We start from the raw sequence: 25,237 nt of genomic DNA on the forward strand, positions 1-25,237 counted from the left end.
TACATAGAGTTCATCATATGCCGGGCAACAAATTTAATCAAGCATTTAATTTACTTGTTTACGCAATAGGTGCATAATCACCTTACACAATCACTCTGAAGGACACATCATGAAATCTCTGCCAGAGGGCGTAGCTCACTACAAAAGCAGCCCCGTTTTTACGGAAGAAACCGTGCCAGCCGGACTCCAACGCAGCCACACCACTGCCGAAGGCACTTGGGGCCGCATCACAATACTTGAAGGTAGTCTCCTGTACCGCATCACGGATGAACGCGTGCCGGCGGAAGAGATTCTTTTGACGCCGGAGAAGTTTGGGGTTGTGGAGCCGCGAATTGAACACGAAGTCTCGGTCGTCGGACCGGTCAGGTTCCAGGTGGATTTCCATCGGTGATGACGAAGTATCCATGCGGCCGAAATACTTTCAGCCGCATGGCCCAATTTAGCTGAGTTTACTGGGATCGATTAGGCAGCAACAGGAGCTCGGTGGAATTTTATCGGCATTGCTGCGTTCTCCTGCTTGTCTGGTAACAGCATCGCCAAATTCTGCGTATCCAAAGATGCAAGGTATGCAAACGTTGCTGTCGCAAGCGCGTGTTTTAGTCTACAGTTCGTCACAAGCGGACAGGTGTTACTGCTTGCGTTGAAGCACTCCGCCATGTGGAAGTCTGTTTCAGTAGCGCGGACAACCGCTCCAAGGTTTATATCGGACGGTTCCATTTTTAAGCGCAACCCACCATTTCGACCACGCACTGTGTCAATGTATCCAGCAACGCCTAGCTGATGCACCACCTTCATCAAATGGTTCTTGGAGATGTTGTGCGTGTCGGCGATATCCTGGATAGTCACCAAGCGATCGCGACTCATGCCTAAGTGAAGAAGTGTCCTGAGGCTATAGTCTGTAAAAGTTGTAAGGCGCATTATTGTCCAGTCCGTATTAGGATAAACATGTACAGCGAATACATCATACATGATTTTAGCGCCGAAGTATGTTTGCAGCGTTTTTGCTAACCCTCACTAGCTCGCATGGCCGGCTGCCGATCAGTACCAGGTGGACACGCACAACTCTTCCGTAGTACGTTGTCGCTCCGTTCATTCACATGCCACGACAGCCCATCGCGTTGCAGACGTCTAGCACTGAGCTGCCTGTCAGCTTACTCGCGAACCCTAGTTGTCCAATGCATAAACAGAATTAAGATAAGCCTTCGTTCTCTAGCAAGTATCTGCGTTACCACTGCCCCTTTCTGCACTCCCCGTCCCTGCGACTTGCACAGCAGTGGCAGCATATAAGCCCTTGTTTTACCAAGGAAAGTAGTCTTGATCTGATCTCGCGCCGCGATGAAAATTGCGTTTGGGAAAATTCATACTTGCTTTTCACTATAAACAAGTATACTATCTACCACATTAAGAGTGTCTATGAAGGCGGCCCGCAGGCCATTTTTAATGCCTTTAAAGATGCATTTCAAATGGTTGTTATTACCCAAAACCACTCATCACAGGAGTATCAATGAAACTGCACCTTTCCACCATTCGCAGATTTGCTGCGTTCGCGGCCGTGTTCGCCGCCACCGCTGCGATCTCCTCTGAAGCCTTGGCCGCTGTACGCAAGTACGACATGAACATTGAAGATACGAAGATAACTTTGGTGGAAAAGCAGCAGTACCACACCTTCGCATTTTCTGGCCAAGTTCCAGGTCCTTTGTTCTACGTTGACGAAGGCGACCAGATTGAAGTCAACGTCAATAACGTAACGGCCTTGCCCCACTCGATTCACTGGCACGGCATGCTGCAAAAGGGTACCTGGAAGATGGACGGCATTGCCGGCACCACCCAAGAAGCCATCAAACCAGGTGAATCGTTCGTCTACAAATTCACCGCTGAGCCATCGGGCACGATGTGGTACCACTGCCACGTGAATGTCAACGAGCACGTCGTACTGCGTGGTATGTGGGGTCCCTTCATCGTTCGCCCTAAAAAGCCAACTGCGCTTGAAAAGACGGTCACCAAGGAATTCATCATGATGCTGTCCGACTGGGACTCGAAGTGGGCTGACAAGCCAGGCTTCGGCGGGCTGCCAGGTGACAAATTCGACTTCTTCACCATTAACGGTAAATCATTTCCTGACAACCAACCGCTCCGCGTCAACAAAGGCGATGTGGTCCGTATGCGCCTGATCGGCGCCGGCGATTTGGTACACAGCATTCACCTACATGGTCACGTGATGACCGTCGCCTTCAAAGACGGCTTCCCACTGCCGGCCCCATACAAAGCAGACACCATTGCAGTCGCACCTGGTGAACGCTACGACGTCATCTTCACCGCCGACAACCCAGGCCGCTGGATGATCCACGACCATGTCGACTCGCACGTAATGAATGGTGACCGTCCGATGGGCGGGATCATGAGCGTCCTGGAATATAACGAAATCAAACCTGACGACTTCTACGACTGGAAGAACAAGAAATTTGAGCCGAACTTCTATTACGAAGAATCGCTCAAGAAAGGCCCGGGTATTTACACGAATGACGGCTTTAAGGGCCAGGCCGTCCAATAACGTAGGAGTTGAAAATGCGATTGAAGATATTGATCGGCGCAATGATGGGGCTTGCAACCATCAGCATGGCTGTGGGAACGGAGGCATCCGCCGCCGACCTGCTCAGCCAGCAGTGCGTCGCCTGCCACGCAGTGACGAAGCCGGAAAAAGCGTCACTTGAGCGCCTGTGGGAACGTAAAGGTCCAGACCTTTACTACGCCGGTTCGAAGTTCAATAAGCCGTGGCTGATTAGCTGGCTGCAAAACCCAACGACCATTCGCGGCGGCGGTGTGATGTACACCAAAGCTGTCAAGGCCGGCGCCGACCACTCGGTCGATACCATCGATCCGGCCCAAATTGCAGCCCACCCGAAGCTGTCTGCAGCCGATGCCGCAATCGCAGCAGACCTACTGATGGCGCTTAAGGGCGAAGGCCTGGTTACCGCAGGCGCATTTAAGAACGAGCCCCCTGGCTCCATGGCGTCGATGCTATTTTCCAAGCTGCGCGGTTGCACTTCGTGCCATACCGCCAAAGCTGGCGGAGCGCCGACCTCTGGTCCTGAACTGTACACGGGTGGAGATCGCCTGCAGCCGGACTTCGTGCATGCGTACATCAACAATCCACAGAAGTTCGATGCGCATACCTGGATGCCATCGCTGGGGTTGAACGATGCCGACATTCAAAAGCTGACCGGCTATATCAGCACCTTGAAATCGGAGAAGAAATAATGCGCTTTCTGACCAAGAACCATTTTTACGCACTGGTCGCAGCAGGCATCGCGCTGTGCTCAGTCGATGCGGCCAAGGCAGAGGAATCTGCGCATGCCGTCAAGCTTTACAACACCTACTGCGTCCAATGCCATGGCATTAACCGTGACGGTAACGGGATCAACAGCGCATCGATGGCGGTGAAACCTCGTGACCACACCGATACCAAGGCAATGGGTGACACCCCGGACGAGACCCTCTTCAAAGCAATCAAGGGTGGCGGCCTGGCAGTGGGTAAATCAATTTTGATGCCGAAATGGGAAGGAGTACTGAACGACGACGAAGTAAAAGAGCTGGTCACCTACTTGCGGGTCGTGAGCAAGACGACCTCGAAGTAATCAACGAATAAACTAACATTAGGGAAAACAATGAAAAAAGTAAGCATTGGTATAGCAGTCGCACTGGCGCTGCTGGGTTCGGCAGCCGTGCACGCCAAGACCGTCAAAATCAACATGACGGCCAAAGAAGTCGAAACCCCAATTGACAACAAGGGTACCATGTACCGCTCGTGGACCTACGAAGGTATGGTTCCAGGTCCGGTAGTCCACGTTGAAGAAGGCGATGTTGTTGAGTTCACTCTGACCAACGACAAGTCCAGCAAGAATTCGCACTCCATGGACTTCCACGCTGCACGTGCCGACGTCGTTAAGGACTTCGAGCAAGTCAAGCCGGGCGAGAAAGGTAGCTATACCTTCCGCGCTGATTACCCAGGTATCTTCTACTACCACTGCGGTGCGGATCCAATGATCCAGCACATCGCTCGCGGTATGTACGGCGCCATCATCGTCGATCCAAAAGACAAAGCCGCGATGCCTAAGGCAGACCGCGAATACGTCTTGATTCAGTCCGAACTGTACGCCAACCCAGATGATCCTGCATCCATGATGGCGAACAAGTGGACCAACGTCATGTTCAACGGCGGTGTCTTCAAGTACGACCCAGTTCACGATCCAGCAGCTACCCGCATGCTGCAGGCCAAACCTGGTGAGCGCGTTCGTGTGTACTTCATTAACGCTGGCGTGAACGAATTCGCTTCCTTCCACGCTATTGCTGGTATCTGGGACCGCGTGTACCCAAGCGGCAATCCAAAGAACGTACTGCACGGTCTGCAATCCTACGTCGTAGGTCCTGGCGATGCATCTTCGTTCGACATCATCTCGCCAGTCGAAGGCGCGAATGCACTGGTAACCCACTCGATGCGTCAAGCACTCAGCGGCGCTATCGCAATTCTGCAGTTCACCAAAGACGCTGATCCGAAAATGGGTCGCGGCGAGAACATCCTGGTGCGCTAATTAGGCACATGGCGGGCTTCGGCCCGCCATTCAATCAACAAAAGGTGAGTGTGAAATCATGGGTACTACACGAAGAAAGTTCTTGGCCGGTATAGGCCTAACGGTCGCCGCTGCGTCTCTTGTTGGATACGGGCTTGGTCGCGGCGCGGCCGCACCAGCAAAGCCGGCAGCATCAGGCACATCGGTCCCAAAGATGGACACTTCGCAGGCCCAGTACACGTGTTCAATGCATCCTCAAGTGCTTCAGGACCATCCAGGTAACTGCCCAATCTGCAACATGGCGCTAGTACGGACCAATAGCGGTGAAACGGTCAAGCACGCGGACATGCTTCACGTCGATGCCGCCACCCAAAAACGCATGGGTGTTCAGATGGCCACCGCCAGCGTGACTGAAATCAGCCGCTCTATACACGCCTTCGCAACTATCAGTGCCGACGAAAGCACCACGGTCTCCGTCAACCCGAAAGTTGAAGGATTTCTTCGGCGTGTAAACGTACAAGGCGTAGGCCAGCCAGTACGTCGTGGCCAAGTCCTTTACGAGATTTACTCGCCCGAGCTTCAGCAGCGTCAGCGCGAATACATTGATCTACTCGTGCGCAAGGACGGCTTGCTGGGAGACAGCATGGCCATTGTGAGCTCCAATAGCGCTATGGTTGGCAGTTTATCCAAAGAAAAATTCCGGGCGCGGGAGCGCTTGCTCTCTGCCGACATGAGCGCCGATCTGATCGACCAGCTAGAAAAAAGCCGTCGCGTTATCGACGTCATACCTGTCCGCGCCGCGCATGATGGCGTCGTGACTGTACTGGCTATGCACGAGGGCAATTACGTCAACCCGATGCAGCAAATCCTCGCATATGCTGACTACAGCGTGGTTTGGGCCGAGGTAGCGCTGTTCCCAGATCAACTCGAATGGGTGCATAACGGTGACAATATGGTATTCCGCTCGGGGATTGATAAGACCATCATCCAGACCGGAAAAGTAAACACAAGTACCTTACAAATTGATCCGGCCACGCGCACCGCAAAGCTGCGCATGTCTCTGAATAACCCACGTGGTGCGTTTCGCCCAGGAGCATTCGCAGATGTGGACATCCAGTCCAATTCCAAGCGAAGCCTGACTATTCCTCGTGATGCCGTGATTCGCACTGGCCATGGCGACTTCGTTGTCATCGCTGAAGCAAATGAGCACTTCCGCAGCGCACGCGTTCAGCTTGGTGTTGAGAGTAGTGAGCTGGTAGCTGTCCAGTCTGGTCTTAAACAAGGCGACCAGGTCGCTGTGAATGGCCAGTTCCTGTTGGATGGTGCTGCGTCGATGCGGACACTGCAAGCACGCCTGGACAACAATACGCCTGCTAAGCAAATGGACGCGGCACCGATGCCTATGACCATGCATGATCACTCGATGATGGGGATGAAGCCATGATAGCCCGCATCATCGACTGGTCGGTACGCAATCGTTTGATTGTGCTTGCTTTGTGCCTATTGCTTCTCATAGGCGGCATCGAATCCTTGTTCCGACTCAAACTCGACGCCCTTCCCGACCTGTCCGATGTGCAAGTTATCGTCAAGACCGACCTGCCGGGCCAATCGCCGCAGCTGGTAGAAGACCAGCTTACGTACCCGTTGGCCGCGTCGCTGCTTTCAGTTCCGGGCACGAAGGCCGTTCGCGGATTTTCAATGTTCGGCGAATCTTATGTTTATGTGATCTTCAAAGACGGGACCGACCTTTATTGGGCACGCTCGCGCATTTTGGAGAGCCTCAGTCAGTCGACTGGCAAGTTGCCCGCCGGCGTAGCGCCAACACTGGGACCTGATGCGTCCGGCGTAGGCTGGGTATTTGAGTACGCACTTGTCGACAAATCGGGCAAGACCTCCCCGGCCCGCCTGCGCGCATTACAAGACTTCTACCTCAAGCTGGAACTTCAATCCGTTCCCGGCGTGGCAGAAGTTGCGACGCTGGGCGGGCTGGCTCGCCAATTCCAGGTCGAGGCAGACCCTGCCCGCTTGGCCGCACACGGCGTGACCATGGAGCAGCTCTCGCAAGCCGTGAAGGATGCAAACCAAGCAGGTGGCGGCGCCCCCATCGAAATGGCCCGCGCTGAATACCTGCTGCGCTCCAACGGCTATTTAAAAAACCCGTCCGACTTCGACAATATCCCTGTTCAGACCGACGCCGGAGTTCTCCGCTTAAAGCAGCTAGCCAATGTTACTACCGGTCCACAGCAACGTCGAGGCATCGCTGATCTCAACGGCGCGGGTGATGTAACCGGCGGCATCATCGTTATGCGTCACGGTGAGAACGCGATCACCACAATCGCTGGCGTGAAAGAACGCCTGGAACAGCTGAAGAAAGGCTTACCGCCAGGCGTTGAGATCGTTACGACTTATGACCGTTCTGGCCTGATTGAACGCGTAGTACATACACTGCGTGACAAGCTACTCGAAGAATCCATCGTAGTGGCCATAATTTGCGGCGTTTTCCTGTTCCGAGTGCGTTCTGCCTTGGTCGCTATCGTAACGCTGCCCCTCGGTATATTGGCAGCACTCTGGATCATGCGTGTTCAAGGTGTGTCAGCCAACATCATGTCGCTTGGCGGTATTGCTATCGCTGTGGGTGCGATGGTCGATGCCGCCATCGTCATGATTGAAAACATGCATCGCCATCTCGAGAAACAGGAAGCCCACGATATCTGGGTGGTCGTGCGTAAGGCGGCTACTGAAGTTGGTCCTGCGCTATTTTTCTCACTCATCATCATTACCATTTCCTTCCTGCCAGTGTTCACGCTGAGCGGACAGGAAGTTCGATTGTTTGCGCCCCTGGCATACACTAAAACCTATGCCATGGCAGCTGCAGCAATGCTGGCCATCACCCTCACGCCGGTACTAATGGGCTATGCGATCAATGGCAAGCTTCCGCCCGAGTCCGCGAATCCAGTCAATCGCTTCCTCAAACGACTCTATCGGCCGGTACTGAACGTTGCGCTAACTCGCCCCAAGGCTACTTTAGTCCTGGCGACTATCTTGCTAGCGACAGCAGCGATTCCCTTTAGCCGCATCGGCAGCGAATTCATGCCACCGCTTGACGAAGGCGATTTGCTATATATGCCGACGACGCTTCCTGCGATATCTGCTGCCGAAGCCGCAGATCTACTACAGCGCACTGATGCCATCATCGCGGCCATGCCGGAAGTCGAGCGTGTTTTCGGCAAGGCCGGCAGGTCAGATAGCGCGACTGATCCGGCGCCGCTGTCGATGTTAGAGACGACCATTATGCTCAAGCCTAAGTCCCAATGGCCGGTCGGCTCAAGCAAGAATAACGCGGAGCTAATCGCTAAACTTAACGAGACCGTGCGCCTCGCCGGGCTGACGAACTCTTGGGGCTTCCCGATCAAGACGCGCATCGACATGTTATCGACGGGTATCCGCAGTGCATTGGGCGTAAAAATCAGTGGACCCGACGTGGCTACGCTCGAGAATCAGGCTAAGCAAGTCGAATCCATGTTGCGTACGCTTCCTGGAACTCGCTCAGTGTTTGCCGAGCGAGTCCAGTCGGGACGCTATATCGATGTTGAAGTCTTGCGCGAAGACGCTGCCAGGTATGGTCTTTCGGTTGCAGGCATCCAGCGCGCCATACAAATGGCAGTTGGCGGCGAAAGCATCAGCACTGTTATCGACGGCCGCGAGCGTTATCCAGTCACGCTCCGCTTCCCGCGCGGTGACAGAGACGGTCTCGGGACACTAGAAGAGATCCGCCTAAAAGGTGCCGGTGGTTCGGTAGTTCCACTTCGTGAAGTCGCGCGCCTGACAATCGCAGACGGCCCTACGGAACTTAAAAGCGAGAACGCGCGCCCAGTTGCATATGTGTTCGTAGACCTTTCTGATGCCGATGCGGGTCGCTATTTGGAACAAGCACAGAAATTGCTGGATGAACACCTGGTCTTAGAGCCGGGCTATACCTTGTCTTGGCAAGGTCAATATATGAACTTCAAGGAAGGGAAAGCTCGCCTGTGGAGTGCAATCGTAATGACTTTGCTGCTTGTCTCGGCACTGCTATTCCTGCACTTCCGTGATGTGCGTAAGGTAGTACTCGTTTTGGCTTGCCTTCCTTTCTCCGTAATTGGCGGAATCTGGCTGACCTATCTCCTTGGATATCAATTGTCGGTTGCAGTGGTAATCGGGTTGATTGCACTGGCCGGCGTCGCTACCGAGTTCGGCATAGTGATGTTGCTCTATTTGGATCAAGCGCTGGAGGAACAACCAGGCAATCCTTACTCTGCGATTCTGGCAGGCGCTCTATTACGTCTGCGTCCGAAGGCAATGACTGTCGCCGTCATCCTGGGCGGGCTGCTCCCGGTGATGCTTTCCGATGACGCGGGTGCCGATGTAATGAAGCGAATCGCCGCGCCGCTTATTGGAGGCATGATCACCGCGCCACTGTTCTCTCTCATTGTTATTCCCGCAGTCTATTGGCTCGCGCTTCGTCCTAGCGCGGCCTCGGTCAATTGGGAGGCATTGGCATGAAAGCGCTCTTAAATCTCTTGCGCTCCATGCGGTTCGCTATCGCGATCCTTACCGTAGTGGCTGTCGCCGCAACCACAGGGTCGGTCCTCGAACAAAGCCAGCCTGCAGTCGTGTATGTGAGCCGCTACGGCGAGTTCTGGGCCACGTTCTTCAGACTATGTGGATTGACCGATGTCTATCACGTGTGGTGGTTCTTCGTACTGCTCGCCTTTATGGCGTCGTCCACTGCCCTATGCCTTTGGCAGAATATCCCATCTATGCTGCGCGATATGCGCGCCTATCGGGAGAACAAAAGCTTAGCGAGCCTACGCGGACTTGAGCATCATATTGAATTTAATCTAGGTACTGAAAAGGCACCACAGGCTGGCTTGGCATCTTATCTTACGTCGCAAGGCTTCAAGTACAAACATACCTTTATCGCCGGGGGATCCATGCTGGCTGCGCGTACTGGAAGTGCTAGGCGTCTTGGGTACCTACTCGTTCATGGCGCAATGGTACTGATCTGTGTCGGTGGACTCATCGACGGCAACGTATTCTTGAGACTCCGACTTTGGACTGGTGACGTAAAGGTTGAGACCCGCGACCTGGCCACCGACCAAGTACCTGCCGCAAGCAAACTGGACGCGACAGAAGGCTCGTACCGCGCGAGCATGACTATCCCTCAAGGTGAGGAGGCGCATACAGCTTTGATTCAAATGGGCGAAGGCTACCTGCAACAAGAATTGCCATTTGCGGTAAGGCTGAAGCAGTTCCGAATAGACCACTATGCAAATGGGCAGCCGAAGGACTTTGCGAGCGACATCGAAATTATCGACGGGGAACAAGTAGTCCCGGCGACGCTTCAAGTCAACCATCCATACACCTATCGCGGCGTGACTCTGTTTCAGTCGGGCTTTGCTGATGGCGGCAGCAAAGTAAAGCTCGGCATGCTCCCGTCCAAGGGCAGCTCGGTCCAACAGCAAATTATCAGCGGTACTATTGGCCACGGGACCCCTCTGTTGATAGATGGGGAACCTGCAACCCTAGAGTTCACTGAGCTACGGGCAATCAATGTGTTTAACAAAGATGACGTCGGGGACAAAAACTGGAGCTCTCGGGGTAAACCGGGTGATCGGACGCGCGATGTCGGACCTTCGATCGCCTTCCGGATCAGAGACAAGCTCGGCCAGTCGGACGAATGGCTGGTATATCAGCGCGCCGTAGAAATCGATAGCGCCAAATATCGTTTGATCGGACGTCAGCACGCGCAAGAAGATGACATGCGCTATCTGCGAATTCCTACCAGTGCGAACGGCTCGTTGGCAGCCTACACGCGCCTGATCAACGCGATGGGCGACCCACAATCGCGTGCCCGAGTCGCAAAAGAAGTGGCGGTGAAAGTGGTCAACGTGCGTCTCGCTTCAACCTTGGAAAAGACATCCGAAGCATTGATGGCAGGCTTTTATTCCAAGGGTTATCGTGCCTTGGTCGACATGGTGCAGACAAATGGCGATAGCGAGCAAGAGCTCAAGGTTGGGCAGCTATACCTGCAGCTGTTGGAGCGGTCAGCTTCACTCTTATTGGCGCAAGATGCCGAAACGACGCCACGTTTCGTCCACGATGCCCTGAGCGCGTACAACGACACTCTAGAGATGCAGCTTCCGGCACTGTTTGCATTCGAGAGCTTCGAACAGGTCAATGCAACGGGATTGCAGGTAACTCATGCACCTGGCGCGGCGTTGGTTTATCTAGGCGCGGCTCTTCTCGCTATGGGGGTCATCGCGATGTACTTCGTTCGAGAGCGCCGCATCTGGCTCCATACCCAAGGCGGAAACCTGTTGCTTGCTTTCAGCGCCAATCGTCACACCCCTGCCCTGCAAACTGAATTTGATCGACACACCGACGCGATAGCGCAATTGCTGTGCGGCTCTCACGTTTCACTTATCCCTAACCGGCACCTATGAGGTAACCAAGATGCTTGCGTATTCAAACTCATTTTTTACCGACTCTGAACGTCGGAGCGGCCTTCTTAGACACGGCCTATTCTTGGCCGTGCTAGTTTGCGCCACCTGTTTCGCTTTGTTGCGATACTCATTGCAAATGGACATGTTCGATACCGCGATCCTCGTGGCGAGCGCAATCGGTCTTGGCTGTATGGCGGTTGCGTGGCCAGCCCTTCAACCGCTCTCCATCAGCGCTGCGGTGCTTGCGCTCGCGTCGATTGCACTCTACAAAAATCAGTTGGCTGCAGCGGACCACGTTTTCCTGCTCAAGTACTTTCTGTCGAGCCAATCAGCCATTATGTGGATGGGGCTGAGCTATTGGGCCTCCACCGTTCTGTACGCGTTGGGCTGGATCCGCAAATCCAACTACTGGATGACCCTCGGCACGCGCGCTGCATGGGGCGGTAGCCTTTTCGCACTTGCCGGATTGTTGACGCGTTGGTACGAGTCATATTTGATGGGACCAGACATCGGCCATATACCAGTATCAAACCTATACGAAGTGTTCGTGCTATTCAGCTTCCTTACCACCATGCTTTATCTACATATAGAGCAGCACTTCGGCAGCCGTCAGTTGGGGCTGTTCGCCATGGCATTGGTCAGTGCAGCGATTGTGTTCATGTTTAAGTACGGTATGGGCGCACACGAGATTCAGCCGCTAATCCCGGCATTGAAGTCCTATTGGATGAAGATTCACGTGCCTGCAAACTTTATCGGCTACGGCGCGTTCTCTATGGCTGCGATGTTCGGCGCGGCATGGTTGTTGGCCGACCGCCCGTTCTTCGCTAGTCGCCTTCCGAGCCGTGTGTGGCTTGATGAACTTTCATACAAGGCGATCGCGCTCGGTTTTGTATTTTTCACGATCGCGACCATCCTTGGAGCGCTGTGGGCAGCGGAAGCTTGGGGCGGCTACTGGTCTTGGGACCCGAAGGAGACCTGGGCGCTGATCGTCTGGCTAAACTACGCAGCGTGGCTACATACTCGCTTGGTGAAGAACGTTCGTGGCGCTCTCCTCGCTTGGTGGTCCCTGGTAGGCTTCGTTATCACGCTGTTTGCTTTCTTGGGCGTGAACATGTTCCTGTCCGGCTTGCACTCGTACGGTAGTCTGTGAGGTGGTCGGTGGATATCACTCAAGCAGTAGTTCTAAATCTAGCGTTTGCACTGATCTTGGCCAACGTGCCTTTCTTGCGGCTTGCCACGGTCCGTCGTTGGCACCCGGCGTGGAATGACTTTATAGGCTGGGTCGCGGGTTACGCGTTATGGATGTCAGCGTCGCTGATGCTGGAGGCCGCGTCTGGAAAGATGGTAAATAAGAGTTGGGAAGTGTGGGCAATCACGTCTGCCTTATTTGCCGTACTTTCCTTCCCCGGCATCGTTTGGCGCCACCTACTCCAGAAATGAAATTTTTAAGAAAGTGCTGATTCGTCGATAAAGAAGTATTTATTTTACTTGTATAAATACGCTGGCAAATCTATAATTCGCTATGGGAAAAATACTCCGAGATCGGGCACTGTCGTTGATGATCGCGATCTTTGCGATCATCACGAACGTGCTTAGTCCGGAAGTATTATCCCAGGTCCAAGGCCAGGTGAAAACGTCGTCTGGACTCGAGATTTGCCACGCCATGTTGTCAATGCAAATGGGATCCGAGATGGATGTCATAAGCGCGTCGGACCAGGACCAGGCTCCACGCGACGGCATGATGAAAGGCCACGCTTGCTGCAAAGTCTGCGTGTGTCATCCAGCTGCGACTGCTCTCCTCACAGCATTTTACGTACCAACTCTTCTACCTCCTTCGCATGACACTTTGCCCGCACCTGGCAAAGTCTGTGTCGCACCGGGCATATTTAGTACCAAATCCAGCCCACGAGGACCACCTTCGCTCGTTTGACACTTTCACTGCATCCCCAAAATATCGATTGCTATGCACTCAGGGGAGGTCACGTCTAAACGATTCGGACTCTCGGCCAATGATGCCGCGTCCGAATGCAAAGGAATTCCAATGTCTTCGAAAAATCACTCCAAACTTTGCGATCTGCAACGCGGCCTCGCAACCCTTTTCACACTCTCGGCGATGACCACAGCCATGCTGCACGCACGTACTGCTTATGCTGCGGACGCAGAGGCCGACGCAGGTGTTGCGCAGACTATGTCAATGGTCACTATTAGCGCTGGCCGGCCCACATCGCTGCCTACACAAATCCCAACCACTATTGAAGGCATTACCGCCGCTCAAATTGAAAGGAGCATTAACGTCGTTGATGCGGAGGACGCGCTGAAGTACTTCCCTAGCCTGAACGTTCGCAAGCGCTACATCGGTGACTATGACCACGCCGTCTTGGCTAGCCGCGCATCTGGCACAGGCAACAGCGCGCGGTCCTTAGTTTACGCGGACGGCATATTGCTCTCCAACCTACTCGGTAACGGCGCCACCTTCACGCCCCGCTGGGGCATGGTCACGCCTGACGAAATCGAACGGGTCGATGTACTGTACGGCCCCTTCTCCGCCGCCTATCCTGGTAACTCCGCCGGTGCGGTGGTGGACTACTTGACCCGGATGCCCACTTCGCTAGAAGCGCATGCGCGACTATCTGGGTTTAGTCAGGGCTTCAAGCAATATGGCACAAACGAGCGATTTGCGGGCCGCCAAGGTAGTCTATCCGTTGGCAACAAGGCTGGTGACCTGTCTTGGTGGGTCAGCCTGAGCCATCTGGACAACGATGGCCAGCCCATCGCGTTTGCAAATAAATTGGTTAGTGCCGGTGCGCCAGGTAAAGGCGGTACTCCAGTCACTGGCGCCGTGGCAGACAAAAATCCGTCGAACGCAGACTGGTTGATTCTTGGTGATACTAACCAGATTCATACCGTTCAAGACCATGCGAAAATCAAACTTGCTTACGACATCACGCCGACCGTGCGCGCCAGCTACACCTTGGGTTGGTGGAAGAACGACGCGGACCGCCATGTCAACTCGTACCTTCGCGACAGTGCAGGCAATTCGGTCACCAGTGGCGTTATCAATGTTGCAGGCCGCCAGTACACCCTGACGCCGGCGGACTTTGCGCCAGCTACCGGTGAGTTAGAACATTGGATGCAGGGCCTTTCGCTCAAGAGTCATACCAAAGGCGAGTGGGACTGGGAACTTGCGGTCAGTAACTACGACTATAAGAAGGACGAAGTTCGCACGCCGACCGTTTTCTTATCTACTCCAGGAGCGAAGGTCGGAACGCTGACCGACGCGAGTGGCAGCGGCTGGAGTACGCTCGCGGCTAAAGGGATTTGGCACCCGTATACTGACAATAGCCATATCGTCGACTTCGGCGTGCAGCGCGACAGCTTCCGCCTGCGCACGCTGGTGTCCAACACTGGCGAGTGGACCTCCGCTACCGCCGGTACAAAGGTATCGAGCTTCAATGGCGATACTCGGTTAGAGAGCGTGTATGCACAGGATACATGGCGCTTCGCTCAAAACTGGAAGACAACCACCGGCGGGCGCCTTGAGCGCTGGGAAGCCTATAACGGTAGCCTGGGTAGCAGTACATCGACCAAGAAATTTGCCGAACGTAGCGAAACGAGCTTCTCGCCGAAATTCGCGCTGTCCCACGAACTGGACGACAACTGGACGGTCAAGGCTTCGGCCGGCCGTGCGGTACGCTATCCGACCGTGTCTGAACTCTTCCAAGGCGCAATCATCGGCGATACGTTGATGAACAACGACCCGAACCTGAAACCAGAACGCTCTGTGACCACCGAACTGACCGCCGAGCGCAAACTCGAAAAAGGCTTGCTGAGGGCGACATACTTCCATGAAACCACGCACGATGCGTTGTACTCGCAGCGCAATGTCAATGTCACTCCTAATGTTACCAACATCCAGAACGTAGGCCTCATCCGCACAAAGGGCCTAGAGCTAGCCGCGCAAGCCGATGACGTCCTGTGGACGGGCCTGGAATTAAACGCCAGCGCCACCTATACCGATTCAACCATCATCGACAACCCGAACTTCCCGGCCAGTTTGGGTAAGGAGCAGCCACGTGTGCCGAAGCAACGTGCAACGCTGCTGGCCAGCTACCACCCGACCGATGTCTGGTCGGTCAGCCTAGGTGCCCGTTACAGTGGCAAGCAATGGGGAACCTTGGATAACTCCGATCCGAACGGCTCAAACTACACCGGCGTATCGAGCTACTTCGTTACCGATGCACGACTGCGGTATCACTTCGATAAACAGTGGAGCGCCTCCATAGGCATAGATAACATCGGCAATAAAAAGTACTGGGCGTTCCATCCCTACACCCAGCGCACCTTTATTGCTGAGCTTCAGTTTGATATGCGATAAGAAGGAACACGTATGACTAACTTTAATACTTATGGGCCTTCGTCCCTGGCGGTTGTCTTTTCCACGTTGCTGGTCATGGCTGCCGGCTCGCAAGCGGGGGAGCCGGAACACGCCCATGGCGCAGGAACTGACACAGCGCCGGTGGCCCACCCAGCAAGCCACAAAATGAAGGCTCAGCTCGGCAGCTCCGCCGCTTTCGATAGTCATGGCGTTCTGTGGATGGTAGGTCGATACAGCTCCGATCGCGGCGGGAATCTTGTACTCCAGAAGTCAGCCGACGATGGAAAAACCTGGGGAAGCAAATCACACATCAGCTCCGAGCCGGTTATTGCAAGCGGAGATGAGCGCCCCCGTGTTAACTTCGGTTGGCACGACGAGATCTACGTTACGTACAGTCGACCTTTAGAGAAACCCTACACGTCCGAAGTGCGCTTCATACGTTCAGATGACGGCGGAGCCCATTTTAGTGCTCCTTTGACGGTCCACCGCGATAAGCAGGTCATCACGCACGGCTTTGCATCGACGGAAGTCGATTCCGAAGGAATTATCTACGTAACTTGGGTAGACAAGCGTGACCAACAAGACGCAAAGGACAGTGGGGTGGCATACGCTGGCGCCGCTCAGTACTATGCGGTGTCAAAGGACGGTGGCAGGAGCTTCAGTGGCGACTACAAAATTTCCGATCATACCTGCGAGTGCTGCCGTAGCTCCATAGCAGTCAATCAACGGGGGCGTCCTACCCTGTTGTGGCGCAATATCTTCGCACCAAATATCCGAGATCACGCAATTGTCGAGTTGACGCAAGATGGCAAGCTTGGTCAACTCGAACGAGCCAGCTTCGATAACTGGGCAATTGACGCGTGCCCACACCAAGGGCCCTCGCTCGCCTTCGGTCCTGACGGTCGCCGTCATCAAACTTGGTATTCCGGCGGGACCGATAACGGGGGACTTTATTACGCTAGCCAGAATCGTGACGGGAACCTCGGTGTGCCGATGCGCTTGGGCACCGACCAAGCAGGCTATGCAGACGTTGCAGTTAGTGAATCCCAGATCGAAGTCGTATGGAAGGAATTTGACGGCGTCACCACGCATGTTAATGGGATGAGCTCGCAAGATGCGGGCCTAACCTGGAAGACGTGTGTCTTGGCGTCTACAACGGGCGCATCCGATCAGCCGCGACTTGTCACCAAAGGAGGCCGCATATTTCTGGTATGGCGTACCGAGCTCAAAGACGCTTTCGTAGTCAGACTGCCTGGGGGCTGCTCATGATTCGCAGACTTCTGATGATGGTCGGCCTCCCCGCTGTAATCACACTGTGCGCTGGTGCAATTGCGGCGCCAAACATCAGTGCTTTCGAATCGGATGGTATGGCCCGGATAATCGCTAGCGAAGCTGGCCACCCCTATGTTCTCGTGGTCTGGTCGCTGGACTGTACCTACTGCCACGCAAGCATGAAAAACCTCGCTGCTACAAAGGGCGGGCCTGACTTCGATATCGTGACGCTTGCTATCGAGTCAGCTGACGATCCGAAGAATGCGGACGCAATCGGCACCGCGACATCACACTTGGGAGCGCGTGCGATCAATTGGGCCTTCGGTGATGAACCGGCGGAACAACTTCGGTATCAAATTGATCCGAAATGGCACGGTGAGCTTCCGCGCAGTTATTGGTATGACGCCAACGGAAGGATGGTATCCGCGCATTCTGGCTTACTTACGCCAACTATCATCCTCGAAACTGGATTAAAAATTGGAGGTGACTCAGCCCGCGTGCAGTAATCGAGAATTGAAAAAAAACGACAAATCTAATTCATCCAAAGGAAAAATAATGGCACGTACAGATAATTTTAGAAAGCAACATGTGGAGATATTGTCGATTGCTCGAGAGATCAACCAGCAATTAGGCCCAGTTGTTTCGGAGGAAGATGCTACCCGAATCCGTCGCCAGCTCAGCAAGATGCACGGGTTAGTGGGACTTCATTTGGCCATGGAAGATAAAAGTCTTTATCCATCGATGTTGCGCAGCGACGACTCTGCTGCGCGCGCACTCGCGCAACGCTACTCCGATGAAATGGGCGATCTTGCGCTCGCCTTCGATAACCATATGAAGGCATGGGCAAGCAGTGCGTCAATTAGCGGCGCCGCGAACGTGTTCACTGAACAAACGAAGGGGATCTTTAACGCGTTATCGAAGCGCATTCACATGGAGAACACTCAGCTCTACCCGGTAGCAGACGCCCTTCCATAATTGCGTGATTATCTGAATATTCTGCCATGAAGCATTTCGTCTACCGTCTATGAAGTCCTCAGGCGGAGAGAAAGCTTCAGGTGATGCCTACCCAAGCACCTGTAGGAAACTTTAGCTCATGATTGGAGTCCGATTTGGCAGAGTATTCCGATTACCGCCATCTGCTCGAACGGCAAGCGGGGTTCGAGGTGATCGCCGAAACCGATAACGCGCAATTCACGGGGCCGATCTGTGTCACAAAGCGCTGATGCCAAACCGATGTTCCTACTGGTACTCGCTCGTGTTGCTTATCTTATCGTATCCAGAAAGGGGCAAAACTGATACGCATACGAGCGACGTTCCCATGGCTACTACCAAAACAACTCAAATTATCCGACCCGCGCCGCTGCACAGTCCGGCTGGCATGGCGGCATAGCATTCACAGGCATTCTTGTCCAATAGAGACCGCCCCGATTTCAAAGTGAGCGCCGCAACACAGGCTGCACCCACCGTTAGATCCGTGAGACCGTCCCTTGGGTCCTTGGCTAACCTCCCCTCCCGTGCTCACGTCTCGGTCCTCGCTGCAATTACGCCACTTAAGGTTTCGTCCCTTGAGCAAACTGATTGCTGAATGTCTGCGGACACCTATCCAATCGATTAAACGACTCAATATACCCGGCGAGCGCGCACGAAGAACTGGACGTACAAATGGCGAGACTTGGACCAGACGACGGCGATTCCAAGGAGTAGAGGCCCAAGTTAGGAGCCTCGTATCGGTTGAGTAATGAGTCATAGCTTCTCCGGGGTTGTTATCACGACCAGCAAATAAGATTCATTATACATGTATCTTTGTTTCCTGTATTTTCCGGTTAGGGATGACTATCCACATTGGGCCTATGGCGGAAATGGAGTGGCATTGACCAATGCTACTCGGATGTCTATGTCCCAAAGCTCGGTCCTAGTGACAACTCCCAGGCGGCTCATGCGTCACTCCTTGTTGTCATCCTGCTTCGTGCGAATACTCAGCGCTCGGTAGATGGGGCACCAAGACAGGGATGCAGTCGCCAACATGACTGGCGACATGAGCCCAAGCCAGCGTCATACATCAGTCCGGATAAAAAATAGGGCCAATGCAACGGCCAAGACTAGGCGCGCGTCGATCGAGCAACCCGATATTCTTCTGCATTTTTAACTCCATATTTTCAAAATAACTGATAATGCCATCGCTGTCACATGTATGTAGGTATGTAACCTATACCACGAATAAAAGGTCAAGACATGGGTCCGCTGGGTCTGGCGGGGCGTGGCGCGGCTGCAAGTGGGCAGGGCGAGGATTGGTCCCTTTACTTTCCCAACAATTGGCACCCTACGGAAGCACCGCCGCAGACTATTATGAGCTTTTATCACAGTACAGAGGCACCTGTGCATTTCAGTTTCTCGAAATCAAAAATGGCAAGCGACCCTTCAATAAAGTGGTGGCATGCAGCCCCGCCTATCGCTGCTCTTTTTTACCCTTTCTTCCTCAAAGGCTTTAGCCTGCTCGTAGACACGGAAGTGTCTCTGGCAACACTTATGCTAGCCATGGCAATGTCTGTGCCGATTCTTGCCTTTTTTGTCGCTTGGGATCTAGGTAAAGAAACGCATCCAATCGCTTCAACAGTTCGTCTAAAGAGCATCGCATGGCTAGCTGTCGCCGCGCCTCCAATGTTCACTGCTGACGGGGTCTTAACATATATGGAGGGACAAGCTGTTTCCGACATAACTTTGTGGGTTATATTCTGGACTATAGCATCGGTCATCGCATTAATCACCGCGCGTAACTCGCGAACCTCGGTCACGACTACCTCTCCAAATGCAAAGAAATTTTCATCGCCAAGACTTCGTGTAGCGCACGGAATAAGCGCAGTGGCAATCCTAGTTCTCTTTTTAGCAATGCATCTGACCAACCATTTAGCGGGAGCTGTAAGTGAGACAGAACATCGCCACTTGATGGACATCTTCCGCGTAATATATCGGTCACGAACTATTGAGCCTCTCGTTGTACTTCTTTTTCTATTTCAAGTCCTTTCTGGGCTGGTGCTGCTGCGAATGAACAGCCATCGACCGGCAGATTTTTACAAAAGCCTGCAATTGGCATCTGGTGGGTACCTTGTATTTTTTATTCTTGCCCACATGAACTCTGTATTCATTTATGCGCGTAGATTTGCAGGGATAAAGACGGACTGGAATTTTGCGACTGGAGCCCCTACCGGCTTGCTGCACGACTCCTGGAATATTCGATTAGTACCTCACTATTACTTCGGAGTTTTTCTTATTATTACTCATCTTGTTCTCGCCGCGCGTGTGGTCTGTATTGCTCACGGCATGCCACCCAAGCGAGCCAACTTCGGCTCGAAGCTCGGGATAGTCATCGGAGCTGCCATCGCCGCCGTTATCATGCTCGGCATGACTGGACTACAAATTAGTAACTAAGAATCGCCCGCGTTTTAGCTAAGCTATAGCATTTCAGTAAATGGAGCCCTGAATTGCACAGAAATTTGATGAGCCTGAAACAAAATTTAAGCCATTGATTTTCTTTGCGAAATAGACGAAAGGTCCGCTGGAGCGGCACACTGGCGAGCCCCACATAGCAGAGATGCGGCCTCATGAATTACCCATCTGTATAAGGGGCACCTCGAATAACCGGAGATTTGGGCCGGAGCGCTGAGAAAATCGCTGCGTAGGCGGCGATCTGCCGCTGATCGGCCCAGGCCCCTGGCCCTTCGGGTGCCCGTGTTTGCCATTTTTCGGCGGTCCGGGCGGACCTCAGGCGTCAGAACGCCACGATCTTGGCCTCCTTCAGGTAGGAAAAACGCTGCAAATTGTAGGCAGCGGCCTTCCAGTTCAGATGCAGCGTCGCGCGCGCCAGGCCAATCGAGCGCAGCACCTTGCCACCCAGTTGGGCCAGGCCGGCAAAGACGTGCTCTACGCGGGCACGCGGTTTGGCGATGCGTTTGTTGCGCCGCTCCTGCGCCTCGGACAGCGGCCTGTCCTTGCTGCCCTTGCGCTGGATATGCATGCGCCAGCCTTGCCCCTTCAGCCGCGCTTCGCGTTCGCCATCGACATAGCCCTTGTCGGCATAAATGTCGCGGCTAGTGTTGCCTGGATCAATCACCGCCTCGAAGTGCAAGGTATCGTGCTCGCTGGCGGTACTGATCTTGATCCTGCGAATGAGCTTGTAGCGCTTGTCGGCGTTGGCCGAGAGCTTGTAGCCGAAGTAGGACTTGCCGTGCTTCTTGGTCCAGCGGGCGTCGATGTCCTTCTGGCGCCGCTTCGCGGGCTTCCAGTCGGCTGGCATCGCGCCTTCGGTCACGATGGCCTTTTCCTCCTTGTTGATCGACTGCCTGGGCGTCTGCACAATGCTGGCGTCGATCATCTGCCCGCCGCGTGCCATATAGCCGTGCATCGACAGCTGGCGATTGACCGCGTCAAAAATGCTTTCGCTGGCGCCTGCCTGGATCAGGCGTTCTTTGAAAGTCCAGATCGTAGTCCGGTCAGGGATCTTGCTGCTGTGGCGCAATCCGACGAAACGCTGGAAGCTGAGGCGGTCAAGCAGCTGAAACTCCATTTGCTCATCGCTCAAATTGAAGAGCTGCTGAATCAGCAGCACGCGCACCATCAGTTCGGTTGGAAATGGTGGGCGGCCGCCGCGTTCACGGCTGGGGCGCGGTGCGGCAGCATCGACCGCAGCGGCCAGCGCCGCGAAGTCGACATGCTGTTCCAACACCCGCAGCGTATCACCAAGCTCGTTGAGCTTCGCTTCGCGTTCCTGGTCGGCAAACAGGCTATGCTTGATCATTGGAATCAGGTCAGTATCGGGTTCCCGACATCATGCCAGAGCTGGGGTGGTTTTTCGAGGTGCCCTAAGGTGTCTGGTACCTACCTAACTAGGTAGCCAACGCTTACAGTGTATTACAGCGATTTTGGCGGCAATGTCCTGCACGGCTACCAGCGGGGACTTTGCTTGATCTTTCAATTTATGGAGTCTTTTTATATGTTCCGAACGACATTACGCCTTATAGTGTCTGCTGGGCTCTCATTGGTCGTCGGTGTGGCGGCAGCGTCTGATGTTGCCACCCAAACTTACGGGCCCGAGCTGCAGGGATTTAATTATCCCTATGAACTAAAAACGTACGAATTCGAGTCCCAGGGTAAACATGTACACATGGGCTATATGGATGTTACGGCCAGCGGCACACCCAATGGACACACCATTGTGCTTTTGCACGGAAAAAATTTCTGTGCGGCGACGTGGGAAACCAGTATCAAGGTTTTGAGTAAGGCAGGTTACCGTGTGGTGGCGCCGGACCAGGTAGGCTTCTGCTCCTCGAGCAAGCCGGAAAATTATCAATACAGCTTCCAGCAACTGGCAGCCAATACTCACAGTTTGCTTGAACAACTGGGCGTCCAGCACGCGGCGGTGATGGGGCACTCTACAGGCGGCATGCTCGCAGTTCGCTATGCCCTGCAATATCCGCAACAGGTTGAGCAACTTTTGATGGTCAATCCGATCGGGCTGGAAGATTGGAAAGCGCAAGGCGTTCCGTATCGGACTGTCGACCAGTGGTACCAGCGAGAACTCAAACTGAGCGCCAAAAGTGTGCGCGACTATGAGCGCAGTGTCTACTACGTCGGGCGGTGGGAGCCGGAATACGAGCGCTGGGTCGATATGCTAGCTGGCCTGAACCAGGGACCTGGCCACAGGCTAGTGGCCTGGAACTCCGCTCTAATCTATGACATGATCTTTACCCAGCCGGTAGTCTATGAGTTCGGACAACTGCGCATGCCCACGCTGCTGATGGTTGGCGATGCGGATACCACGGCGATTGGCAGCGATATCGCTTCACCGGAAGTAAAAGCTAAGATCGGCCACTACAATGTGCTCGGAAAACAGGTTATCAAGCAAATCCCCCATGGTACTTTGATCGAGTTTCCCGGCAAGGGCCACGCACCGCAGATTGAGGATCCAGCCGAATTTCACCAGGTCTTACTAGGCTGGCTGCGTACGCAGCGATAGGGGTTCTGTCGCATTAATTCTTTTTTGGCGCAATTGGCATACGACATGTGGCCTCGCCCTCTTGATTCGATACTACATGTAGTGGCCAAGTTTTAAGGATTCTGCTTAATGCGACAGAGCCATTTCAAGCGCGTCTTTGCCCCTGTGGCGATAGTCACGACTGACTAAAGCGCGCCGGATGTCCGCTGGCCCGGAACCGCTCCACCACATAATCAACAAACACCCGCACCTTGGCCGGCACTAGCTTGCGGCTGGAATAATAGATAGCCAGCGGCAGCGTCTCGGCGTGCCAGCCGGGCAACACGCGCAGCAATTCCCCGCTGTCTAGGAAAGGCAAGGCGTGTGGCAATGGCAGCATCGCAACACCCATGCCGCAGGCGGCAGCGCGGGCGATGGCTTCTGGATCGTCGAGCACAGCAACCGGACGTATGCTAGCGACTAGCTCCTGGCCGACGTCGTTGTGCAGCGTCCATGCCATCAACCTGCCGGTGGCCAAAGAGCGGCGCAACAGTCCGCGATGCCGCCCCAGCTCAGACGGATGGGCCGGCGCCGGATAGCGCTGCAAATAGGCCGGCGACGCAGCCAGCACGATGCGCACGCGCGACAGCTCACGCGCAATCAAACCCTCGGTCAATTCGATGCCGCCCCCTATCCCGACGTCGTAGCCTTCGGCCACCAAATCCACCTGGCGGTTATCGAAATGCAGATCTAGCACGACATCGGGATAGCTTGCGACAAAGTCCTCCAGCAAGGGCAGTAAGTAATTGCGGCCGACAGTGTGCGCCATCGAGATTTTCAAAGTGCCAGCCGGTTTGCCTGCACCCTGGCGCAAATCGGTTAAGGCATCGCCAATCTCGCTCCATGGTAGGCGCACCTGAGCGTAAAGGCGTTCGCCGTCTGTGGTCAGGGATAGACTGCGGGTGCTGCGTTGAAACAAGCGAACACCGAGCCGACTCTCTAACCGCCCTACACTCTTGCTGACGGCAGCTGGAGTCTGGCCCAAACGGCGCGCAGCCGCAGAAAAACTCCCCTCATCGGAAGAGATGACAAACGCGTCCAAATAGCTGCTCAGTTCGGTAAACATTACACCAATTTTATACCAAAGGTTGAAACTGTACGTGCATATTACAGACTACCGGGAAAAGCAAGCGAAGGCCATACTTTGTTCACACTCACTCTTCCCGAAAGGAAATCATCATGAACACCAATCTCAACGGCAAAGTTGCTTTCATCAACGGCGGCTCGCGCGGTATCGGTGCTGCATCCGCACGTCGTCTGGCCCGCGAAGGTGCCAAAGTCGCTATCGGTTACGCCGCATCGGCTGTCGCTGCCGAAGCACTGGTTGCTGAAATCGAGGCTGCCGGCGGCACCGCACTGGCGATCCGCGCCGACGCCTCCGATGCCACCGCACTGACCAATGCCATCAACAGCGTCGCCGAGCGCTTTGGTCGCCTGGACATTTTGGTCAACAGCGCTGGTGTGCTGCTGATGGGTCCCGTAGACCAGTTCTCTCTGGAAGATTTCGACAAGACCGTCGCCATCAACGTCCGTTCCGTGTTCGTCGCTGCCAAGGCAGCAGCCGCTCACATGCGCGAAGGCGGTCGTATCATCAACATCGGCAGTACCAACGCACAGCGCATGCCGTTCCCTGGCGGCGCGGCTTACGCAATGAGCAAAGCTGCCCTGACCGGGTTGGTGAAAGGTCTGGCTCGCGACCTGGGCAGCAAAAACATTACCATCAATAATGTGGCTCCTGGTCCGATCGACACCGATATGAATCCGGCGAATGGTGACTTCGCCGCCGCCTTGCACGGCCTGATGGCGCTGCCGCGCCACGGCCACGCCGACGAAGTCGCAGCCATGGTGGCCTACCTGGCCGGCCCTGAAGCGGGCTTTGTCACTGGCGCGGACCTGCTCATCGACGGCGGCTTCGCGGCGTAATCAAGATCGGCGTGGTGGCTGCATACCACCACGCCAATTCATTCCGAATGTTCCGGGCCAAGTCTTGCGAATTGGTCACGCCTTCTCAACCCCATATCCTCGTGATGGGGCCACCCAACTAGCAGCTATGGTGCTCGCAATGAATAACCGTATTGACTTTTACAAGGCATCCCCAGATGTCGTTGGTGCCATGCTAACGCTGGAAAAGGCCATCAACAAACTAGGCATCAATTCCCGTTTGCTGGACTTAATCAAGCTTCGCGCCTCCCAGATCAACGGCTGCGCTTTCTGCATTGACTTACACTCCACTGATGCAATTAAGGCCGGTGAGAGCGCGCGCCGCTTGACAGCACTCTCCGCTTGGCGCGAAACCCCTTTCTTCACGGATCGCGAGCGAGCCGCTCTGACTTGGACCGAAAGCCTAACCAACATTTCCACGACACATGCGCCTGACGCCGATTACGAGCATCTAGCCGCACACTTCAACGCGAAAGAAATGACTGATCTTACATTCGCCATCACCACCATCAATGCCTGGAACCGTTTTGCTATAGGGTTCCGCAAGATGCCAGCCGATTGAGGAGGA

23 protein-coding genes and 1 pseudogene are annotated in these 25,237 nt (G+C 54.5%); 20 read left to right on the forward strand and 4 right to left on the reverse strand.

Annotation, left to right across the window (positions count from 1 at the left end; translation table 11 throughout):
- Positions 1-109: 109 nt before the first annotated feature.
- A complete protein-coding gene (locus tag ACSQ3S_RS18670) occupies positions 110-391 on the forward strand; it encodes a DUF1971 domain-containing protein (RefSeq protein ID WP_436143369.1) in 282 nt (93 codons plus the stop codon).
- Positions 392-462: 71 nt separating this feature from the next.
- On the opposite strand, the gene ACSQ3S_RS18675 is transcribed toward ACSQ3S_RS18670, so the two are convergent.
- Positions 463-918 (reverse strand): RrF2 family transcriptional regulator, encoded by a 456-nt coding sequence (locus ACSQ3S_RS18675; protein ID WP_436145046.1) that lies wholly within the window; start codon positions 916-918, stop codon positions 463-465.
- Positions 919-1,504: 586 nt separating this feature from the next.
- On the opposite strand from ACSQ3S_RS18675, the gene ACSQ3S_RS18680 reads away from it, so the two are divergent.
- The 15 genes and pseudogenes from ACSQ3S_RS18680 to ACSQ3S_RS18750 all read left to right on the forward strand — a co-directional run bounded on the left by ACSQ3S_RS18680 (position 1,505) and on the right by ACSQ3S_RS18750 (position 17,675).
- Positions 1,505-2,551 carry a multicopper oxidase domain-containing protein gene (locus ACSQ3S_RS18680; RefSeq protein WP_436143370.1) on the forward strand — a complete coding sequence of 349 codons (1,047 nt, stop codon included), beginning with the start codon at positions 1,505-1,507 and terminating at the stop codon, positions 2,549-2,551.
- A gap of 14 nt (positions 2,552-2,565) precedes the next feature.
- Entirely contained in the window at positions 2,566-3,258 is a 693-nt protein-coding gene (locus ACSQ3S_RS18685; RefSeq protein ID WP_436143371.1) for a c-type cytochrome, read from the forward strand.
- Complete coding sequence (locus ACSQ3S_RS18690) at positions 3,258-3,635, forward strand: c-type cytochrome (protein WP_436143372.1); 378 nt, start codon at positions 3,258-3,260, stop codon at positions 3,633-3,635. Before ACSQ3S_RS18685 ends, ACSQ3S_RS18690 begins: the two co-directional genes overlap by 1 nt.
- Positions 3,636-3,665: 30 nt before the next feature.
- The gene (locus ACSQ3S_RS18695) at positions 3,666-4,589 is read left to right on the forward strand and encodes a multicopper oxidase domain-containing protein (RefSeq protein WP_436143373.1); all 924 of its coding nucleotides are present in this window, start codon (positions 3,666-3,668) and stop codon (positions 4,587-4,589) included.
- Positions 4,590-4,782: 193 nt separating this feature from the next.
- Positions 4,783-4,869, forward strand: a pseudogene (locus tag ACSQ3S_RS18700) (heavy metal-binding domain-containing protein); the annotation flags it as partial.
- Positions 4,870-4,914: 45 nt separating this feature from the next.
- Positions 4,915-6,012, forward strand: a complete 1,098-nt coding sequence (locus ACSQ3S_RS18705; RefSeq protein ID WP_436145047.1) for an efflux RND transporter periplasmic adaptor subunit — start codon at positions 4,915-4,917, stop codon at positions 6,010-6,012.
- Positions 6,009-9,110, forward strand: a complete 3,102-nt coding sequence (locus tag ACSQ3S_RS18710; RefSeq protein WP_436143374.1) for an efflux RND transporter permease subunit — start codon at positions 6,009-6,011, stop codon at positions 9,108-9,110. The genes ACSQ3S_RS18705 and ACSQ3S_RS18710 overlap by 4 nt, the downstream gene beginning before the upstream one ends.
- Complete coding sequence (locus ACSQ3S_RS18715) at positions 9,107-11,053, forward strand: cytochrome c biogenesis protein ResB (RefSeq protein ID WP_436143375.1); 1,947 nt, start codon at positions 9,107-9,109, stop codon at positions 11,051-11,053. Before ACSQ3S_RS18710 ends, ACSQ3S_RS18715 begins: the two co-directional genes overlap by 4 nt.
- Positions 11,054-11,195: 142 nt before the next feature.
- Positions 11,196-12,203 (forward strand): c-type cytochrome biogenesis protein CcsB, encoded by a 1,008-nt coding sequence (gene ccsB / locus ACSQ3S_RS18720; protein ID WP_436143376.1) that lies wholly within the window; start codon positions 11,196-11,198, stop codon positions 12,201-12,203.
- An 8-nt stretch (positions 12,204-12,211) separates the two neighbouring features.
- On the forward strand, positions 12,212-12,493 hold the full coding sequence (locus ACSQ3S_RS18725; protein WP_436143377.1) for a DUF2818 family protein: 282 nt from the start codon (positions 12,212-12,214) through the stop codon (positions 12,491-12,493).
- A gap of 118 nt (positions 12,494-12,611) precedes the next feature.
- Positions 12,612-12,983: a DUF2946 family protein gene (locus tag ACSQ3S_RS18730; RefSeq protein WP_436145048.1), complete on the forward strand. Its 372-nt coding sequence runs from the start codon at positions 12,612-12,614 to the stop codon at positions 12,981-12,983.
- 111 nt (positions 12,984-13,094) lie between these two features.
- Positions 13,095-15,428 carry a TonB-dependent receptor gene (locus ACSQ3S_RS18735; RefSeq protein ID WP_436143378.1) on the forward strand — a complete coding sequence of 778 codons (2,334 nt, stop codon included), beginning with the start codon at positions 13,095-13,097 and terminating at the stop codon, positions 15,426-15,428.
- 12 nt (positions 15,429-15,440) lie between these two features.
- Positions 15,441-16,697, forward strand: coding sequence for an exo-alpha-sialidase (locus tag ACSQ3S_RS18740; protein ID WP_436143379.1), 1,257 nt, complete (start codon positions 15,441-15,443; stop codon positions 16,695-16,697).
- A 14-nt stretch (positions 16,698-16,711) separates the two neighbouring features.
- Positions 16,712-17,206, forward strand: a complete 495-nt coding sequence (locus ACSQ3S_RS18745) for a TlpA family protein disulfide reductase (RefSeq protein ID WP_436143380.1) — start codon at positions 16,712-16,714, stop codon at positions 17,204-17,206.
- Between the two features lie 49 nt (positions 17,207-17,255).
- Complete coding sequence (locus tag ACSQ3S_RS18750) at positions 17,256-17,675, forward strand: hemerythrin domain-containing protein (protein ID WP_436143381.1); 420 nt, start codon at positions 17,256-17,258, stop codon at positions 17,673-17,675.
- A gap of 966 nt (positions 17,676-18,641) precedes the next feature.
- On the opposite strand, the gene ACSQ3S_RS18755 is transcribed toward ACSQ3S_RS18750, so the two are convergent.
- Positions 18,642-18,737: a YgaP family membrane protein gene (locus ACSQ3S_RS18755; protein ID WP_436143382.1), complete on the reverse strand. Its 96-nt coding sequence runs from the start codon at positions 18,735-18,737 to the stop codon at positions 18,642-18,644.
- 195 nt (positions 18,738-18,932) lie between these two features.
- Between ACSQ3S_RS18755 and ACSQ3S_RS18760 the strand changes: the two genes are divergently transcribed.
- Complete coding sequence (locus ACSQ3S_RS18760; protein WP_436143383.1) at positions 18,933-20,126, forward strand: hypothetical protein; 1,194 nt, start codon at positions 18,933-18,935, stop codon at positions 20,124-20,126.
- A 340-nt stretch (positions 20,127-20,466) separates the two neighbouring features.
- On the opposite strand, the gene ACSQ3S_RS18765 is transcribed toward ACSQ3S_RS18760, so the two are convergent.
- A complete protein-coding gene (locus tag ACSQ3S_RS18765; RefSeq protein WP_436143384.1) occupies positions 20,467-21,492 on the reverse strand; it encodes an IS5 family transposase in 1,026 nt (341 codons plus the stop codon).
- Between the two features lie 195 nt (positions 21,493-21,687).
- Here ACSQ3S_RS18765 and ACSQ3S_RS18770 point away from each other — a divergent pair, with 195 nt between their 5' ends.
- Positions 21,688-22,710 carry an alpha/beta fold hydrolase gene (locus ACSQ3S_RS18770; protein ID WP_436145049.1) on the forward strand — a complete coding sequence of 341 codons (1,023 nt, stop codon included), beginning with the start codon at positions 21,688-21,690 and terminating at the stop codon, positions 22,708-22,710.
- Positions 22,711-22,864: 154 nt separating this feature from the next.
- Here ACSQ3S_RS18770 and ACSQ3S_RS18775 read toward each other — a convergent pair whose 3' ends face one another.
- Positions 22,865-23,794, reverse strand: coding sequence for a LysR family transcriptional regulator (locus tag ACSQ3S_RS18775; RefSeq protein WP_436143385.1), 930 nt, complete (start codon positions 23,792-23,794; stop codon positions 22,865-22,867).
- 113 nt (positions 23,795-23,907) lie between these two features.
- Here ACSQ3S_RS18775 and ACSQ3S_RS18780 point away from each other — a divergent pair, with 113 nt between their 5' ends.
- Both ACSQ3S_RS18780 and ACSQ3S_RS18785 read left to right on the forward strand, forming a co-directional pair.
- Positions 23,908-24,651, forward strand: coding sequence for an SDR family oxidoreductase (locus ACSQ3S_RS18780; protein WP_436143386.1), 744 nt, complete (start codon positions 23,908-23,910; stop codon positions 24,649-24,651).
- A 139-nt stretch (positions 24,652-24,790) separates the two neighbouring features.
- On the forward strand, positions 24,791-25,231 hold the full coding sequence (locus tag ACSQ3S_RS18785; RefSeq protein WP_436143387.1) for a carboxymuconolactone decarboxylase family protein: 441 nt from the start codon (positions 24,791-24,793) through the stop codon (positions 25,229-25,231).
- Positions 25,232-25,237: the final 6 nt, after the last annotated feature.

Source organism: Duganella sp. LjRoot269 (genome assembly GCF_964254095.1).
Taxonomy (GTDB): Bacteria; Pseudomonadota; Gammaproteobacteria; order Burkholderiales; family Burkholderiaceae_D; genus Rugamonas; species Rugamonas hordei.